The organism is Paenibacillus donghaensis (assembly GCF_002192415.1).
GTDB lineage: Bacteria > Bacillota > Bacilli > Paenibacillales > Paenibacillaceae > Paenibacillus_AQ > Paenibacillus_AQ donghaensis.
The window spans coordinates 5,934,048-5,948,513 of record NZ_CP021780.1 but is presented as its reverse complement, the minus strand read 5'-3'; the positions used below and the strand labels follow the sequence as shown (position 1 = coordinate 5,948,513).

Here is a 14,466-nt window from a genome sequence, read left to right as displayed (position 1 = left end):
ACTTAAATCGGCGGCTGGATAATGTGCGAATGAGAAACCAGGTTGTGGCTGCTCCGATCTTATGGAGAGCTAAGCAGTAACCGGTTATATTAGCAATCAAGCGAGCGTAGGCAGCACGGTGAAGGCATCGACATCGATAAGGCCGATATCGGTGATCTTCCAGGCCGGGCTTGTGACCAGCGACAGGAAGGAGAGGTGCATAAACGGCACATGCAGCGTGCAGCCCAGCTCCTCGCGGGCCAACCGGTGCAGTTCGGTAATCCGGCTGCTCATCTCCTTGCCGGTCAATTCATCGGTCATCAGCCCGCCGATCCGCAGCGGCAGATCGCCGACCACTTTGCCATCCCGAATCATGGCGATGCCGCCGTCCATGGCAATGACACGGTTGACTGCCGTGACCATATCGGCATAATTGGTGCCGGTCACAATGATATTGTGCGTATCATGCGCAACGCTCTCGGCGATAGCGCCGGATTGCAGCTTCATGCCGCGCACGAAGGTCTTGCCGATCTTGCCGCTGCGTCCATGACGTTCGATGACAAGCAAGGGAAGCAGGTCTTCGGCAACGGAAGGCTGGACAACTCCGTCCTTAACGGCTGCCTTGTAAATTCCCGCCCCGGTCAGATTCTGATCGGGAACCACCTCAATGGTGCGGATCAGAACGCTTCCATAGGCCCCTTCGGCGGATATTTGCAGCTCCTCGAGTTTGACGGGCTTGCGTTTGACCGATTTTTTGACGGAAACGGGGTAGATGTAAGATGGAATGTCCCTCGTAAGTTCGCCGTGTTCGGCGACTTTGACGCCGGCGATATAGACCTGTGAGATGCTCATGCGGCTGAGGTCGCTGATTACGGCGATATCCGCTTTTGTGCCTGGTGCCAGTAGTCCGATATCGTCGAAGCCAAAATGGGTAGCCGGGTTAATCGTAACCATCTGAATGGCCTCTACCGGATCAAGCCCCACAGCTATCGTTCTGCGCACGATATCATTCATGTGGCCGAAGTTGAGCAGATCCTCCGGAACCATATCGTCCGATACCAGAATTGCCCGCCGGGAATCCATGCCTTCCTCGGTAATTGCCCGGATGCATTCGGCCATATTGCGTTGGGAAGAACCTTCGCGCATAAATACACTGACTCCATAACGCAGCTTCTCCATCATCTCTTCCTTGGTCGTGGTCTCGTGGCAGGAGACATGGCCACCCCCGCAAATAATATGGGCGGCAAGCTCGGGACCGAACAGTCCGGGGGCGTTGCCTTCGATGCTTTTGCCAATGGACTTGGCGTAAGAGACGGAAGCAAGCAGATCATCGATCAGATATGGCGCATTGCGGTACACCGGATGGACGTTGCTGAAGCCCTGGAGTTCGCCGATGCCCTGCACATAGTCATCATTCAGCAGCTCCTGCATATCCTTCGAGCTGATATCCGCGCCGGCAGTCTCCAGTCCGGGCACATCAGGTGTGAGGCAGGGAACGGTGAAGAGGACACGGTTCGGCAAGGTCTTGGCTTCCTCAATCATGGCCTTCATGCCCTGCACTCCCAGCACATTGCCGATTTCATGGGGATCGGCCACCAGTGTGGTCGTTCCTGTGGGGATGGATAATTTCGAGAATTCGGTGACGGTCAGCATGGCACTCTCGAAATGCATATGGGAGTCGATGAAGCCTGGACTGATGAATTGTCCGGTGACATCTTCAATCACGGTTAACGGTCCAATCAGCTTGTCGGCCTGACCCACCAGCAGAATCCGATCGCCTTGGATCGCTACATCCCCGGCGTAAATCTCCCGGGTCACGACATTGATAATATAGCCGCCTTTCAGTACAAGGTCGGCATAAATGTTGCCGGAGAGCAGGACATCAATCATCCGCCGCCGCTGAATCGCAGCTTTGATATCTGTGGTTAGCATGGCTAAGAACCTCCTGACTTGGCGCAATCCACGCTGTCTACAATACCGACAATGGCGGCATCAATGGGGGCTTCGGGATGCGGTGTTGCCCGTGAGGCTACGCTGCCGACGACGAAAATAATCGTCTCGCCGATGCCTGCTCCTACTGTATCCACCGCTACGATTGTAGGCCCCATAGGCGTATGGTCCGGCTGGATCGGCTGGATGACCAGCAGCTTGGCGCCAACCAGCGCTTCATCCTTCCGTGTGGCTACAACGTGCCCGATAATAAGTCCCAGCTGCATGTGATTGTCACCTCTTTGAATTGGTTTGAAGCTCGATTCCGTATTGTCTGGCCAGATCAGCGGCAAGCGGAGTGACTATCGCTTGCTGCCGTAAGCTGATGCGGCTGCTTCCCAGTCTGTACGCGGTATGGATATCTTCAGCAGTCAGTACCTGCTTATGAAGCGGCGCTGCGGCAGAGGCTGGCCAGTTGCTGAGCTGATCAGGCTCCAGCAGTGTTATGCCATAGCCTTCGACCTCCGCTACCATCGCCTGCATCTTAGCTTGCAGCAACGGGCGGACTTGTGCCAAGCCCCGTTCCCCCCATAGATAATGCTGGGGCTGTGCGCCCAAGGCTATTGCGCCAACCGGCTTACCAGCACACAGGGCAGAGACAATGGCCTGCACGAATGAATCGCTGGTATCCAGCTGGGTCAGCCGGGAGAGCAGAGAGAGCGAAAGCACGGGAATGAAGAGGGCGTCCGTCTCCAGGGTAGAGGGAGGCGTGGGACGGGAAGAACGAACATGATCATCCACTCCGGACCGTACGGCCAGCTCTTCCGGAGTCAGGGTCAGCAGCAGGCTCTCCTCCGCCCAGAGCCGAAGCCTGACCCGGCCTTCCGCGAGTTTGCGGATTGCTGCGAAACCTTCCTCCATGCCGATGAAATGGCTGCAGAGAAGTGTTAAGACCTGCGGATAATCCTGGGTCAGCTCTGCTTCCCTGGAACGGTAGGCCAATCCCAGGAGCGTATTCGCTGCAACCGTGCTATGCCGGCTGTCCATGGCGGCAGCTATTCAATGCCTTTGGACAGCAGGGCACGTTCCACTTCGCTATGCGGTCTTGGAATAACATGCACGGAGACCAGCTCGCCTACCCGTTTGGCGGCAGCTGCGCCTGCATCGGTTGCGGCCTTAACGGCTCCTACATCGCCGCGGACCATGACGGTGACAAGTCCGAAGCCGATTTTCTCATAACCGCAGATCTCTACGTTGGCAGCCTTCACCATGGCGTCTGCTGCCTCAATAGCGCCTACCAGTCCTTTGGTTTCAATCAATCCGAGTGATTCTCCCATTATAAAAACCTCCATTAATTTAAAATATTAGTTTGGTTTATTGTCCAGGCCGTCTGTGCCTGATGAGTCATCCGGGTTCGCGGGTGCGGGCGGCGGGTTATTGGAGTGCTTCTTGGCTGGCTTGGCAGCCGTGGAAGCCGGAATAGAAGCGGGAGCCGCTTCCGAAGGCAAAGTAGCTTCGAAGCGATCCGCCCCCATCAGGTAGCGCGATACAATTTTGTCTGTAACGTCGCTGTGTGCTTTGGCAATGACGTGTGCCGAGATGACCCGGCCCACCCGAGCTGCTTCTGCCTTGCCTGCTTCAACTGAGGCGGTGACGGCAGCGACATCGCCGCTCAAGTGAATGGTCACCCCCAGCGAGCCGCCGACTCCAATGACTTTCTCGACTCCTACGAGCCGCACATCCGCTGCCTTCAGTGCGGCGTCTGCCGCCGAGACGGCGGTGGTAAGTCCAAGCGTTTCGATTAATCCGAGCGCTTCCATGGTCCAGACCTCCTTCTAGTCAGTGCAGCTAAGCTGCGCTGCACGGTTATTTCTGCAGCAGGCTGCTCAGCACTGCTTCGGCCTCCGCCACCTGCGCCGAGCTGCCGGTGAGGATGCAGTAGCTCTGCTGTGCGCGGATTCGCAGACCGCTCAGAGCACTGCTGCGGCAGAGTGCCTGCTCCAGCAGGCCGATGCTGCTCCAGCGGGAACCGGCATCGATCACAGCCAGCGCTTCCTGCTGGCCAGCCTCGAGATGCCGCCGCAGCAGTTCGCCGGGGCTCAGGCTGGCGAACAGCTTGATGGGCCGGGCGGCGTCGGCCTGCAGCCGCCCGGCGATCTGCTGCAGCCTGAGGGCCAGCTCACGGGAATCATTGCCGAACAGCTTCAGCTCGAAGCCGCTGCCGGCTTCGTTCCAGCAGATGTCGGCTTCCAGACCGTGAGCCTCTGCCAGGCTGGTCTCGGCCGCGAACAGCTGGCCGGGATGGGCGGCCGGAGCGCGCAGCACTCCGGCTGAGCGGTAGCTGCGGCTGCCTGTTCCCAGCAGCGGCCGCAGTGTGGCTGTGACCTCCGGGAACAGCCAGGCCTCCAGGTTGTCGGCAGTGGCGAGCCGGGAGGGCTCGGAAGTGCCGGGGCTTGCGGCGCCGCGGCCGGGCGCAGCCAGTGGCGGCTGTGCCGCTGGCGCCAGCGTGCGCAGCAGCAGCGGCGAGAGGCACTGCTCGGCGAACTGCCGGGACGGCAGGGAGCGGGCGCTTGCAGCAGCGATGGCAGGAGCGGCGGCGTGTGGATTCGCCGCGGCGGGAATGCTGCGGCTGGCAGTGGGCGGGGTGCCGACGATGAGTGTGCTGCCGCTGGAAGCTTCAGAAGCGCCGGATCCGCCGGAGTTGCCGGAGTTGCTGGACCCGCTGGACCCGCCGGATCGGCCGAAGCTATGCTCTCCGCCATTGCCCGTAAGGAGCGCCAATCGTTTGGTCGCCTGCTCCTTCTGGTAATTGGTGCGCTTCACCGCGAGCGGTGCTTTGGTGCAAGCCCCCGGCTGAGTGCAGGTGTGCGGGCAATGATCCTGGCTGGCTGCAGAGCAGGAGGCAGGTAAACTTGAAGTGCTAGGTAAACCTGGTGCACCTGATAAGGCTGATGCGTTTGGTAAGCCCGGTAAGCCTGCGGTGGCAGGAGAAGAAGGGGCGGCAACGCGTATCTGCTGGTTTCTCTGCAAGACCTCTGAAACCACATTTCGCATAAATTCGGACAAGTATGATCACCTCCTGAGTTGTGGTTAGACTAACTGTGCCATTTAAACTAACCAATGCTATACATCATCCTGCTCATGTTGAACGTCACCAATTAGTTGCGAAACAGCACTTAATTTGCGGGATATCGGTGTTTGGGAGTAAATAGTTGTCAAAAAGGCACTTAATTCCGCAGATATACCTGATCAGCGCTCTAAAGACGGAAATTAGTTGCAGAATCGCACTTAAATGCCCCATGTAGCTCGATTCGGCTGAATTAAGTGCTGAATCGCATCTAATTCGCAGCAGCGGGTGGTGGTGGACGATTAACGACGGGTGACTGACGCTTGGTGACTGGTGACTGGTGACTGGTGACTGGTGACTGGTGACTGGTGACTGGTGACTGGTGACTGGTGACTGGTGACTAACGACGGGTGACTGGAAACTGACGGCTGGAACTAGGCTGATGGTTGGTGGTCAGTGATTGGTGGTGTTAGGCAGATGGCCCAGCCAACCGATCAAACTGCTGAAGTCTCAGCTTCTTAAGCACTGGCCTTGCATCAGTAGAGCATGGCGGCCAGATCGGGATGAGGGCGAGGAATCACATTGGAGGAAACCAACTCGCCGCCGGTGCGCAGGTAGGCGCTGGTGCCCGCTTCTACTGCGGCCGATACGGAAGCGACATCGCCTTCCACAATGACAGTAATCAATCCTGAGCCGATCCGCTTGAACGCTACCAGCTTGACGTTGGCGGCTTTGCACATCGCATCCAGCGCTTCAAGCGCCGGAGTCAGACCGCGTGTCTCAATGAGTCCGATAGCTTGATTGATTTCTGGCATAATCCACCTCCTTATACAATTGTTTTAGCCCGCTAAACATAATCCTCCAGCCGGATCTCCTCCTGACCGGGGATATGTGTCCTGCGGTAATGCTCCGCTTCCGCCAGCGGGTAGGTGGCGTCGATGCCCATCTTGGCGGTTACGCCTCTGAGGTTATGCGATGGCTCAAGCGGGGAGCCTTTGGCTCCAGGCACGATGAACAGGTCAAGATCCGCCTGCACCCGGGTAGCTATGGCCCATTCCACGTCCAGCGGGTTCAGCAGATCGACGTCTTCATCGACAACAACGACATGCTTGAGGTCCTTGTCTCCGGCGAAGGCAGCGAGGAGGGCAGTTTTGCCGTCTCCGTCGTGCACCTTCCTGATTCGCACCACCGCGTGGTATCGTCCGACACCGCCCATGGTGATATGGACGTCCAGCACCCCGGGGACCACCTGGCGGATCGAGCTGATCAAGGCCACCTCGCGAGAAATGGCCATCGGCAGCTTCTCTTCATAGCTGGCTGGCAGGATCGTCTGCCAGATCGGCTGGCTGCGGTAGGTGACGGCGGAGATTTCGACTACAGGCTGTTCCGTGCGTGGGCCATAGTAGCCGCCCAATTCGCCGAACGGGCCTTCCGGCACCCGGACGCCGGGGAGAATCCGGCCTTCGAACACCACTTCGGCTTCGGCCAGCACCTCCAGGTCCACCGTCTTGCAGCGGACCACCTCAAGCGGCTGGCCGAGCAGGGCGGAGGCGACATCCAGCTTGTCGACATGGAACAGATGCGTGCTCACCTGGGAGGCGAGCACTACAGCCGGAACGACTCCGAACATAAAGGCAGCCTCCATCGGTTCGCCGCGTTCCTCGAACATCCTGTACTGCTGGAATAATTCAGGCGAGGAGATCAGGATGCTGGTCCGGTTGCCCTCCAGCAGCTGCATCCGCCGGATGGAAGTGTAACGCTTGTGTCCGTCGAACCCTTTGACTACCATCACGCCCGAGACGTAATAGGCTCCGCTGTCTAGCGCATGATAGGTGCAGACCGGAAACAGCTCCTGCAGGTTAATCTGCGTGGTTACCACATTCTCCTGTACCGGCGCACTGGCCGCCTGCCGCGTGGGGAGCGGATTCACCACAGCGTCGATCAGCCGGGGCAGCAACTCGGCAGGTGTCATGTCCATGCTCTCGGCGAGCAATGCCTTGGAGCCGCCAAGGCCTGCTGTCATGGGAACGCTGTAGCCTTTGATTCGCTCGAACAACAATGGCCTTGCTCCCCGGACCGCTTTGACCACGGCTCCGAACTCAAACTTGGGATCAACCTCCCGCGTAATCCGCAGCAGCTTCCCGTCATGCTTCCACCGGTCCAGCAATTGCCGGATATTCACAGCCGTCATCAGGCTTCACCCCATCTCTTCATTAGCTCATGCTCAATCCCGAAGGCATCCAGCACCCGGGCATTCATGAAATTCACCAGCTCCCAGATCTCTGAGGGATGATTGTAGAACCCTGGGGAAGCAGGCATGATATCGGCCCCAGCCCGGGCGACCCGGAGCATGTTCTCAAGGTGGATGATATGCAGCGGAGACTCCCGGGGGACAATGACCAGCCTGCGTTTCTCCTTCAGCATGACACTGGCTGCGCGGCTAAGCAGGGTATCCCCCATGCCGTTAGCGATAGCACCAAGCGTGTTCATAGAGCAGGGGATGACCACCATCCCATCTGTGCAAAAAGAGCCGCTGGCCACAGGAGCGAATAGATCCTGATTGGACAACACCGTGGCATATTCAGCGATTTCTTGCAGCTCCAGCCCGCATTCATATCTCAAAACATTCTCACCGGCTCCGGTGGCAATTACATAAGTCTCTATGCCTAACTGATGCAGGCTGCGAATCAGGGAGTAGGCGTAGATCGAACCGCTGGCTCCCGTCACGGCAACGATAATCCTCATCTTGCGGCAGCTCCTTCCGTTGATGACTCCTGATTTCGGGGATATAAACAAAAAGAAGCCGTCGAAATAGAGAGATTCTCTAATCAACGGCTTCCTTCAGTCTGTAAACAGAAATCGGGCGAACCTTAATATGGACAACATTTGAGCGGACACCGGCGGAGTTGAAGTCAGCGAGATAAATCCCGTTTCATTCGGGTGAGCCGGTTCCGGTAATAACAATCGTACAGGCCCAGGAGGTATGGGGATCGTAATCCCGCAGCACGCCTGTGACCGGCAAATTCATTTCTTCTGTGAGCTTCTTCTGGATTCTCCGCTTGAACTCCTGGTGCAGCGCGGCATCTACAGATTGCTTCAGCTCGGGGTAGTGTTCTTCAAGGGCGCGCAGGGCGGTAACCCGCTGGTGCTTCACCAGGAACATGAGCATCAGCTCGCCGGCGGCATCGATCTTCAGCTGTGTCACGCCAACGCCGTACAATTCCTTATGCACTTCATTATAACAGCGGGACAGCTTCTTCTTGGATTCGTTCGATGAGAGAAGGATAGCTATGCTCATACATTCCACTTCCCTGATACAAACTTATTTGGACAGCTAACATGTCATTATTCATGACGTATCCAGCAGATATTGATTACAATATTCAACGATTATTTAAAATTAACCCTAATTATAATCAAAAAAACAATAAAGTAAATGATTAATGTTATATTATATTACTTTGTTCGGATACGGAAGGTGCGGGGCGACACTCCGGTCTCCCTTTTGAACATATTGCAGAATTGCGAATCATTTACGAACCCCGCCGCAGCTGAAATCTCGGAAATATGCATCTGGGTATGCTGGAGCAAGGATTTGGCATAATTCAGTCGTTTTAGCAGAAGATAACGCAGCGGGGAGAAGCCGAATCGTTCCTTAAACAGATGTCGGAAGCGGTCGTAGCTGTATCCGGACATCTCCGCCAGAGTCGTAACCGACAGCTTATGGCGGTAGTGCTCATCCATATAATTCAACACATACTGCACCCTGTCCTCGGAAGGCGAATGGAAATCTGCTGCGCCAAGCAGCCGGAGCAGGTGAACGGTGATCTCGCTCAGCTGCAGATTCATCAGCTCGGCGAAGCCGTCACGCTTGCGCTTGAACTCCTCCTGCATCCGCCGCAGCGTCTGAAGCACGGAGTGCTCCTTATCATCTTCATAGACGCCCTGAAGCGTACTCATCCCGGGATGATCGCTCAGGAAGCCGATGAACAGAATGTCGGCATCGTCCCTATGATTCTCGTCATGCTTGTGGTTGGGAGGGATCAGGGCGAAGGAGGACGGGCGGAAATGGTAGCTGCGCGGCCCCACATTCGTAGTCCCTGCGCCATGGATATAATAGACCAGCTCATAACATTCGTGTTGATGTGGGGGGATATAAGTGCCCGTCTCATGAAAAGCACTTACAATATATAGAACACGTTCCATCGTGTACCTCCCTCGATTGCGATCTTTAGCCGAATCATACAAAAAATTGACCGAAAGTATATAAAGTTTTCCCGGTATATTTGTTATGATCGTAGCAATTAAACCGTATGTTTTGAACCTGACTGGCCATCTCGTTCGGAAATTGACCGGTTCATAGCTAATTATAACCGTTTTCATAGTGCATTGTTAACGAAATATAACGAATTTTAGGTCTTTGGTCCATGATTGTCCGCTGTATGGAATGGTCTTATCCGTAAATTATACAACCACAAGCTGTAATTTTAAAGCGATCTATCCAACTACAAACAGGGGTGTGAACAAACAACAATGAGAAAAAACGTTCTTGCATTATTGTTATTGGCGGTAATGGTCCTGGTCACTGCATGTGGAAACAATACGGCGAACAACGCCGGAAATACGCCGGCGAATCAAGCGGCTGAAGGTAATAAAGCAGGCACTGGGGACAAGCTTAAGGTTGTGCTGCTGATTCCGGGAACGCTGGGTGACAAATCCTTTTTCGATGCGGCCAACAGCGGTCTGCAGAAGGTAAAAGCAGAGCTTGGTGCGGAAACCAAGGTAGTGGAAATGGGCACCGACAAGACCAAATGGGAGCCAACGTTTAATGATATTGCTGCTGAGGACTGGAATGTAATCATTTCCGGCGGCTCGGAGATTACCGAGATGTTCAATCTGACGGCTGAAGCCAATCCGGACAAAAAATTCATCAACTATGACACCGATATTGAAGAAGCGCCGGCCAATATGTACAACATGTCCTACTCCACGAACGAAGTGTCCTTCCTGGCGGGTGCGGTTGCTGCGCTTGCTACGCAATCGGATATGCCCAATGCCAATGCCGACAATGTGATCGGATTCGTGGGCGGGATGGATATTCCGGGAATCAATGCTTTCCTGGTGGGTTATATCCAGGGCGCACAGTATGTGGACCCTGAAGTGAAGGTGGCTGTGTCCTATGCGGGCGATTTCGTGAACCCTGCCAAAGGCAAGGAGCTGTCGCTGATTCAATACAACTCCGGCGTGGATGTGATCTTCAACGTTGCCGGCGGTACGGGACTGGGGATTTTTGACGCAGCCAAAGAGAAGACCAAATATGCCATTGGTGTAGACTCTGACCAGGGTACGCTGATTAAAGATACAGACAGCCAGAAGGGCGACCTGATTGTTACTTCCGCGATCAAAAAAATTGACAGTGCGATCCTCGGAGCTGTGAAAAAGCTGCAGGACGGCACGCTGGAAATGGGCAAACGCGATGTGCTTGGATTCGTCGAAGACGGCGTGGGCATTGCCGAGAATGATATTTACAAGGCAGCCTTCCCGGCTGATCTGCAGGCCAAGGTAGAAGAAGTGAAACAGAAGCTGATCAACAAGGAAATTACGGTCGACAACGCAATGGGCATGGAAACCTCAGAAGTGGAAGCGATCCGTAACGCGGTTAAACCTTAAAACCAGTGTAGAAAGTGAAGATAACTTTATCTGTATAAGATGAACCAAAGAAAGCAACAAAAAGCGAGAAGGACCGAAGGGGAAGTTCAAACATTCACCGTAGGGACGACCGAGCCTTGCGCGTTTGTATCTTAAGTTCATCTTATATATTATGGCTTATCGAGCAGTTGGAGTTCCTTTTCCAGGATGGGGGGAATTCCAGCTGCCTGTTTTTGCAGACCTCCAAGTGGAAAGGCGGCGAAAGACCGATGTCAAAAGCTCTGCTGGAAATGCGGGGAATCACCAAAGTGTATCCCAACGGGGTTGTAGCCAACAAGGATGTCCACTTCTCCCTGCAGGAGGGGGAGATTCATGCGCTAGCCGGAGAGAATGGCGCCGGCAAATCGACGCTGATGAAGATTATGTTCGGAATGGAAGAGCCGAGCGAGGGCGGAATCTATATCCGCGGCGAGCAGGTGAAGCTGCAGTCTGCACAGGACGCCATTGACCGGGGGATCGGGATGGTCCATCAGCATTTCATGCTGGTGCCTTCTTTTACGGTGGCCGAGAATATGGTGCTGGGCATGGAGCCGCGCAAGGGGCTTGGCTTCAGCGCTGCGGAAGCGATCCGCATGACGGAGGAAACGGCGCGCAAATATAATCTGGCCGTGAACCCGAAGGCGAAGGTAGAGGACCTTACCGTTGGCATGAAGCAGAAGGTGGAGATTCTGAAGGCGCTGCTGCGTGGTGCACGAATTCTGATCTTGGATGAGCCTACAGCCGTGCTGACACCCCAGGAATCGGAGGAGCTGTTCCGTGAGCTGAAGCAGCTGCGTGAGCAGGGGCATACGATTGTGTTCATCTCCCATAAGCTCAAGGAGGTCAAGGCGATCTGCGACCGGATTACGATTATGCGCAGTGGCCGCAGTGAAGGAGTCTTCCAGACCAGCGATGTGAGCGAGCAGGAAATCTCCAGGCTGATGGTGGGCCGCGATGTGGTGCTGAAATATGACAAGACTACCCCTGCCTTCAGTAAGCCGGTGCTTACCGTGGAAGGCTTAAGTGTTCATGATGCCCAGGGCAAGGCGCTGCTGGCGAATATTGATTTCACGGTTCGCGGCGGACAGATTGTCGGTATCGCCGGAGTGGAGGGCAATGGTCAGACCCAGCTGATTGAAGCGCTGACAGGCGGTCTGAAGGGCGTCTCCAGCAGCGGAACCGTTAAGGTAAAAGATACGGACATCCGCAGCTCGGATATTCTGGAGATCCGCAACCTTGGGGTATCTTACATCCCGGAGGACCGGATGCGGCAGGGCGCTGCCGGGGATGCCAGCATCTCCGACAACCTGATCTCCACCCGTTACCGTTCCAGAGACATGAACAAGGGGCTGTTCCTGAATGGCTCCAAGATTGCCGCCCTGGCGTCCTCCCTGGTGGAGGAATTTAAAGTGCGCTGCTCCGGGCCTACCCAGCCCATCGGAATGCTGTCGGGCGGAAACATGCAGAAGGTAGTGGTAGCAAGGGAATGTTCAACCAGCCCGGAGCTGCTGATTGCCGAACAGCCTACGCGGGGTGTCGATATCGGCGCGGCCCAGTTCATTCACCAGAAGCTGCTGGAGCTGCGCTCGGACGACTGTGCCATTCTGCTGGTCTCTGCCGATCTGAATGAAATTCTGGAGATCAGCGACAGCCTGCTGGTGATGTATGAGGGTCAGATTGTAGCTTATTTCGAGGACCCGTCTGCGGTAAGTGAAGAGGAGCTGGGACTGTATATGCTGGGCATCAACAAGCAGGACAGGCCTAAGCACGGGAGGACCGTAAACCATGTTTAAAGTCAAATATTTCGAGGTAATTCGTACTTCGGCAGTTATCGTTATTGCGCTGGCGATTGCTTTTCTGATTATATCCTTGGTCAGTGACCAGCCGGTGAAGACAATCGGGATCTTCCTCTGGGAGCCGATCTCCACTAAAGGGCATATCGGCAACGTTATCGAAATGGCCATTCCGCTGATGTTCACCGGACTTGCCGTATCCCTGCTGTTCCGGGCGAATATGTTCAACCTGGGTGCGGAAGGCATCTTCTATTTCTCCGGCGTAGTGACCTCCGTGCTGGCGATTCACCTGACGCTGAACAACTGGCTGCACCCGCTGGTGGCTATTCTTGCCGGTTCACTTGTCGGCGCGCTCCTGTCAGCGATTCCCGGGATTCTCAAAGCCAAGTGGAACGCCAATGAGCTGGTGACCTCCCTGATGTTCAACAACATTCTGTTTGGAGTGGGACTGTATCTGCTGAACTATCATCTCCGTGATGCGAAGGCGTTCGCCAATGTTTCTTTTAAATTCGAGAAGACGGCCCAGCTGGACAAAATTTTCCAAGGCACCCGGATTCATACCGGTCTTATTATTGTGCTTGTGCTGATCGTAGCCGCCCATCTGTTCCTCTACAAAACCAAATGGGGCTATGAGCTGCGTATGACGGGTGTCAACCGCGAGTTTGCCCGCTATTCGGGCATGAGAACCGCCAAAGTGATTATTCTGGTCCATCTGATTGCCGGGTTCATCGCCGGGATGGGCGGCTCGGTGGAGGTGCTGGGGATGTATAACCGCTTCCAGTGGGCTTCGCTGCCGGGTTATGGTCTGGATGGTGCGCTGGTGGCGATGCTGGCCAAAAACAATCCGTTATCTGTCATCGCCTCCGCCCTGTTCCTGGCCTATATCCGTATCGGAGCGGATCTGATGTCGCGTCTGTCGGATGTGCCGTCCGAGATGATCTCCATTATCCAGGCCGTTATTATTCTGCTGATCTCGGCTGAGCAATTCCTCAAGTTCTGGAAGAACCGGATGCTGCTTAAGGAGGCGAAGGAAGCATGAACAGCCTGCTGAATGTTATTTTGACCACAGATTTCGCCTTCTCGGTGCTGCGGGTGACGACACCTATTCTGTTCGCGGCGCTGGGTGCGCTGATCTCCAACCGTGCGGGTATTATCAACATCGGGATGGAAGGCATTATGCTGGTGTCGGCGCTGGCCGGTGTAATTATAAGTGCCTATACGCAGAGCGCATGGGTCGGGCTGCTTGGTGCAGTGCTGGCGGGGACGATGGTTGCCGGAATTTTGGCTTTTTTCACTCTGAAATTCAAGACGCATATTATTCTTGGCGGGGTAGCGATCAACATGTTCGCCTCGGGCGGGACCGTCTTTCTGCTGTATCTGCTTAGTGGGGACAAGGGTTCTTCAACCTCGCTCGCCAGCAAGGTGCTGCCTAGTGTGGACATTCCGTTGCTGAAGGATATTCCGGTGCTGGGACCGATTCTGTCGGGGCATCACATTCTGACCTATTTCTCAATTCTGTCTGTGATTGTGGTGTATTATCTGCTCAACCGCACGCCCATCGGGCTGCGTATCCGTTCGGTGGGCGAGAATCCGCATGCGGCGCAGTCAGTCGGGGTCAGTGTAGTCAAAATCCAGTATACAGCGCTGCTGCTAAGCGGATTTTTCGCCGGGCTGGGCGGTGCGTACATGTCGATGGGCTATCTGTCGCTGTTCACCCGCGATATGATTGCCGGGCGCGGCTGGATTGCGATTGCCGCAGAATCCATGGGCCGGGGCACAACGGTCGGCACTGCGCTGACCTCTCTGCTGTTCGGGGCCGCAGACGCGCTCTCCAATGCGCTGCAGGTGCTTAATATCCCGGCTGAGCTGATTGCCACCTTGCCTTATGTAGCAACCGTGGTTGGACTGGTCATCTATGCCGTATCCGAGACACGTAAGAAGAACCGCAAGCTGAAGAGTCCGCTGGCTAAGTAGTGGAGTGGCTCACAGATTAATCATAAGGAGCGAACA

The 14,466-nt window shown here is 55.4% G+C and carries 15 protein-coding genes; 4 read left to right on the top strand and 11 right to left on the bottom strand.

Translation table 11 applies throughout. The features are described 5' to 3' along the window. Window positions 1-96 precede the first annotated feature (96 nt). From B9T62_RS26895 to B9T62_RS26845, 11 genes are all read right to left on the bottom strand, one after another. Entirely contained in the window at window positions 97-1,911 is a 1,815-nt protein-coding gene (locus B9T62_RS26895; protein ID WP_087918096.1) for an adenine deaminase, read from the bottom strand. A 2-nt stretch (window positions 1,912-1,913) separates the two neighbouring features. Then, on the bottom strand, window positions 1,914-2,195 hold the full coding sequence (locus B9T62_RS26890; protein ID WP_087918094.1) for a EutN/CcmL family microcompartment protein: 282 nt from the start codon (window positions 2,193-2,195) through the stop codon (window positions 1,914-1,916). Between the two features lie 7 nt (window positions 2,196-2,202). Continuing rightward, the gene (locus B9T62_RS26885) at window positions 2,203-2,955 is read right to left on the bottom strand and encodes a hypothetical protein (protein ID WP_087918093.1); all 753 of its coding nucleotides are present in this window, start codon (window positions 2,953-2,955) and stop codon (window positions 2,203-2,205) included. 8 nt (window positions 2,956-2,963) lie between these two features. Continuing rightward, window positions 2,964-3,245 (bottom strand): BMC domain-containing protein, encoded by a 282-nt coding sequence (locus tag B9T62_RS26880; RefSeq protein ID WP_019908484.1) that lies wholly within the window; start codon window positions 3,243-3,245, stop codon window positions 2,964-2,966. A gap of 27 nt (window positions 3,246-3,272) precedes the next feature. Next, window positions 3,273-3,728, bottom strand: a complete 456-nt coding sequence (locus B9T62_RS41890; protein ID WP_087918092.1) for a BMC domain-containing protein — start codon at window positions 3,726-3,728, stop codon at window positions 3,273-3,275. A gap of 46 nt (window positions 3,729-3,774) precedes the next feature. Further along, a complete protein-coding gene (locus tag B9T62_RS26870) occupies window positions 3,775-4,731 on the bottom strand; it encodes a hypothetical protein (RefSeq protein ID WP_087918091.1) in 957 nt (318 codons plus the stop codon). A gap of 780 nt (window positions 4,732-5,511) precedes the next feature. Continuing rightward, window positions 5,512-5,781: a BMC domain-containing protein gene (locus tag B9T62_RS26865; protein ID WP_211296529.1), complete on the bottom strand. Its 270-nt coding sequence runs from the start codon at window positions 5,779-5,781 to the stop codon at window positions 5,512-5,514. A gap of 41 nt (window positions 5,782-5,822) precedes the next feature. Then, window positions 5,823-7,166, bottom strand: coding sequence for a UbiD family decarboxylase (locus B9T62_RS26860; RefSeq protein ID WP_087918089.1), 1,344 nt, complete (start codon window positions 7,164-7,166; stop codon window positions 5,823-5,825). Next, window positions 7,166-7,720: a UbiX family flavin prenyltransferase gene (locus B9T62_RS26855; RefSeq protein WP_087918088.1), complete on the bottom strand. Its 555-nt coding sequence runs from the start codon at window positions 7,718-7,720 to the stop codon at window positions 7,166-7,168. Before B9T62_RS26855 ends, B9T62_RS26860 begins: the two co-directional genes overlap by 1 nt. 187 nt (window positions 7,721-7,907) lie before the next feature. Then, on the bottom strand, window positions 7,908-8,273 hold the full coding sequence (locus tag B9T62_RS26850) for a Na-translocating system protein MpsC family protein (RefSeq protein ID WP_087918087.1): 366 nt from the start codon (window positions 8,271-8,273) through the stop codon (window positions 7,908-7,910). Window positions 8,274-8,431: 158 nt separating this feature from the next. Continuing rightward, window positions 8,432-9,181, bottom strand: coding sequence for an AraC family transcriptional regulator (locus tag B9T62_RS26845; RefSeq protein ID WP_087918086.1), 750 nt, complete (start codon window positions 9,179-9,181; stop codon window positions 8,432-8,434). Between the two features lie 327 nt (window positions 9,182-9,508). On the opposite strand from B9T62_RS26845, the gene B9T62_RS26840 reads away from it, so the two are divergent. From B9T62_RS26840 to B9T62_RS26825, 4 genes are all read left to right on the top strand, one after another. Beyond that, window positions 9,509-10,645 (top strand): BMP family ABC transporter substrate-binding protein, encoded by a 1,137-nt coding sequence (locus tag B9T62_RS26840; RefSeq protein ID WP_087918085.1) that lies wholly within the window; start codon window positions 9,509-9,511, stop codon window positions 10,643-10,645. Between the two features lie 248 nt (window positions 10,646-10,893). Then, window positions 10,894-12,456: an ABC transporter ATP-binding protein gene (locus tag B9T62_RS26835; RefSeq protein ID WP_087918084.1), complete on the top strand. Its 1,563-nt coding sequence runs from the start codon at window positions 10,894-10,896 to the stop codon at window positions 12,454-12,456. Next, a complete protein-coding gene (locus B9T62_RS26830; protein WP_087918083.1) occupies window positions 12,449-13,495 on the top strand; it encodes an ABC transporter permease in 1,047 nt (348 codons plus the stop codon). The genes B9T62_RS26835 and B9T62_RS26830 overlap by 8 nt, the downstream gene beginning before the upstream one ends. After that, window positions 13,492-14,430, top strand: coding sequence for an ABC transporter permease (locus B9T62_RS26825; RefSeq protein WP_087918082.1), 939 nt, complete (start codon window positions 13,492-13,494; stop codon window positions 14,428-14,430). The genes B9T62_RS26830 and B9T62_RS26825 overlap by 4 nt, the downstream gene beginning before the upstream one ends. The last annotated feature ends 36 nt before the right edge of the window (window positions 14,431-14,466 follow it).

Bases quoted from the DNA above. Each gene is read 5' to 3' on its own strand.
- B9T62_RS26895 (WP_087918096.1), bottom strand. From the start codon at position 1,911: ATGCTAACCACAGATATCAAAGCTGCGATTCAGCGGCGGCGGATGATT.
- B9T62_RS26890 (WP_087918094.1), bottom strand. From the start codon at position 2,195: ATGCAGCTGGGACTTATTATCGGGCACGTTGTAGCCACACGGAAGGAT.
- B9T62_RS26885 (WP_087918093.1), bottom strand. From the start codon at position 2,955: ATGGACAGCCGGCATAGCACGGTTGCAGCGAATACGCTCCTGGGATTG.
- B9T62_RS26880 (WP_019908484.1), bottom strand. From the start codon at position 3,245: ATGGGAGAATCACTCGGATTGATTGAAACCAAAGGACTGGTAGGCGCT.
- B9T62_RS41890 (WP_087918092.1), bottom strand. From the start codon at position 3,728: ATGGAAGCGCTCGGATTAATCGAAACGCTTGGACTTACCACCGCCGTC.
- B9T62_RS26860 (WP_087918089.1), bottom strand. From the start codon at position 7,166: ATGACGGCTGTGAATATCCGGCAATTGCTGGACCGGTGGAAGCATGAC.
- B9T62_RS26855 (WP_087918088.1), bottom strand. From the start codon at position 7,720: ATGAGGATTATCGTTGCCGTGACGGGAGCCAGCGGTTCGATCTACGCC.
- B9T62_RS26850 (WP_087918087.1), bottom strand. From the start codon at position 8,273: ATGAGCATAGCTATCCTTCTCTCATCGAACGAATCCAAGAAGAAGCTG.
- B9T62_RS26845 (WP_087918086.1), bottom strand. From the start codon at position 9,181: ATGGAACGTGTTCTATATATTGTAAGTGCTTTTCATGAGACGGGCACT.
- B9T62_RS26840 (WP_087918085.1), top strand. From the start codon at position 9,509: ATGAGAAAAAACGTTCTTGCATTATTGTTATTGGCGGTAATGGTCCTG.
- B9T62_RS26835 (WP_087918084.1), top strand. From the start codon at position 10,894: ATGTCAAAAGCTCTGCTGGAAATGCGGGGAATCACCAAAGTGTATCCC.
- B9T62_RS26830 (WP_087918083.1), top strand. From the start codon at position 12,449: ATGTTTAAAGTCAAATATTTCGAGGTAATTCGTACTTCGGCAGTTATC.
- B9T62_RS26825 (WP_087918082.1), top strand. From the start codon at position 13,492: ATGAACAGCCTGCTGAATGTTATTTTGACCACAGATTTCGCCTTCTCG.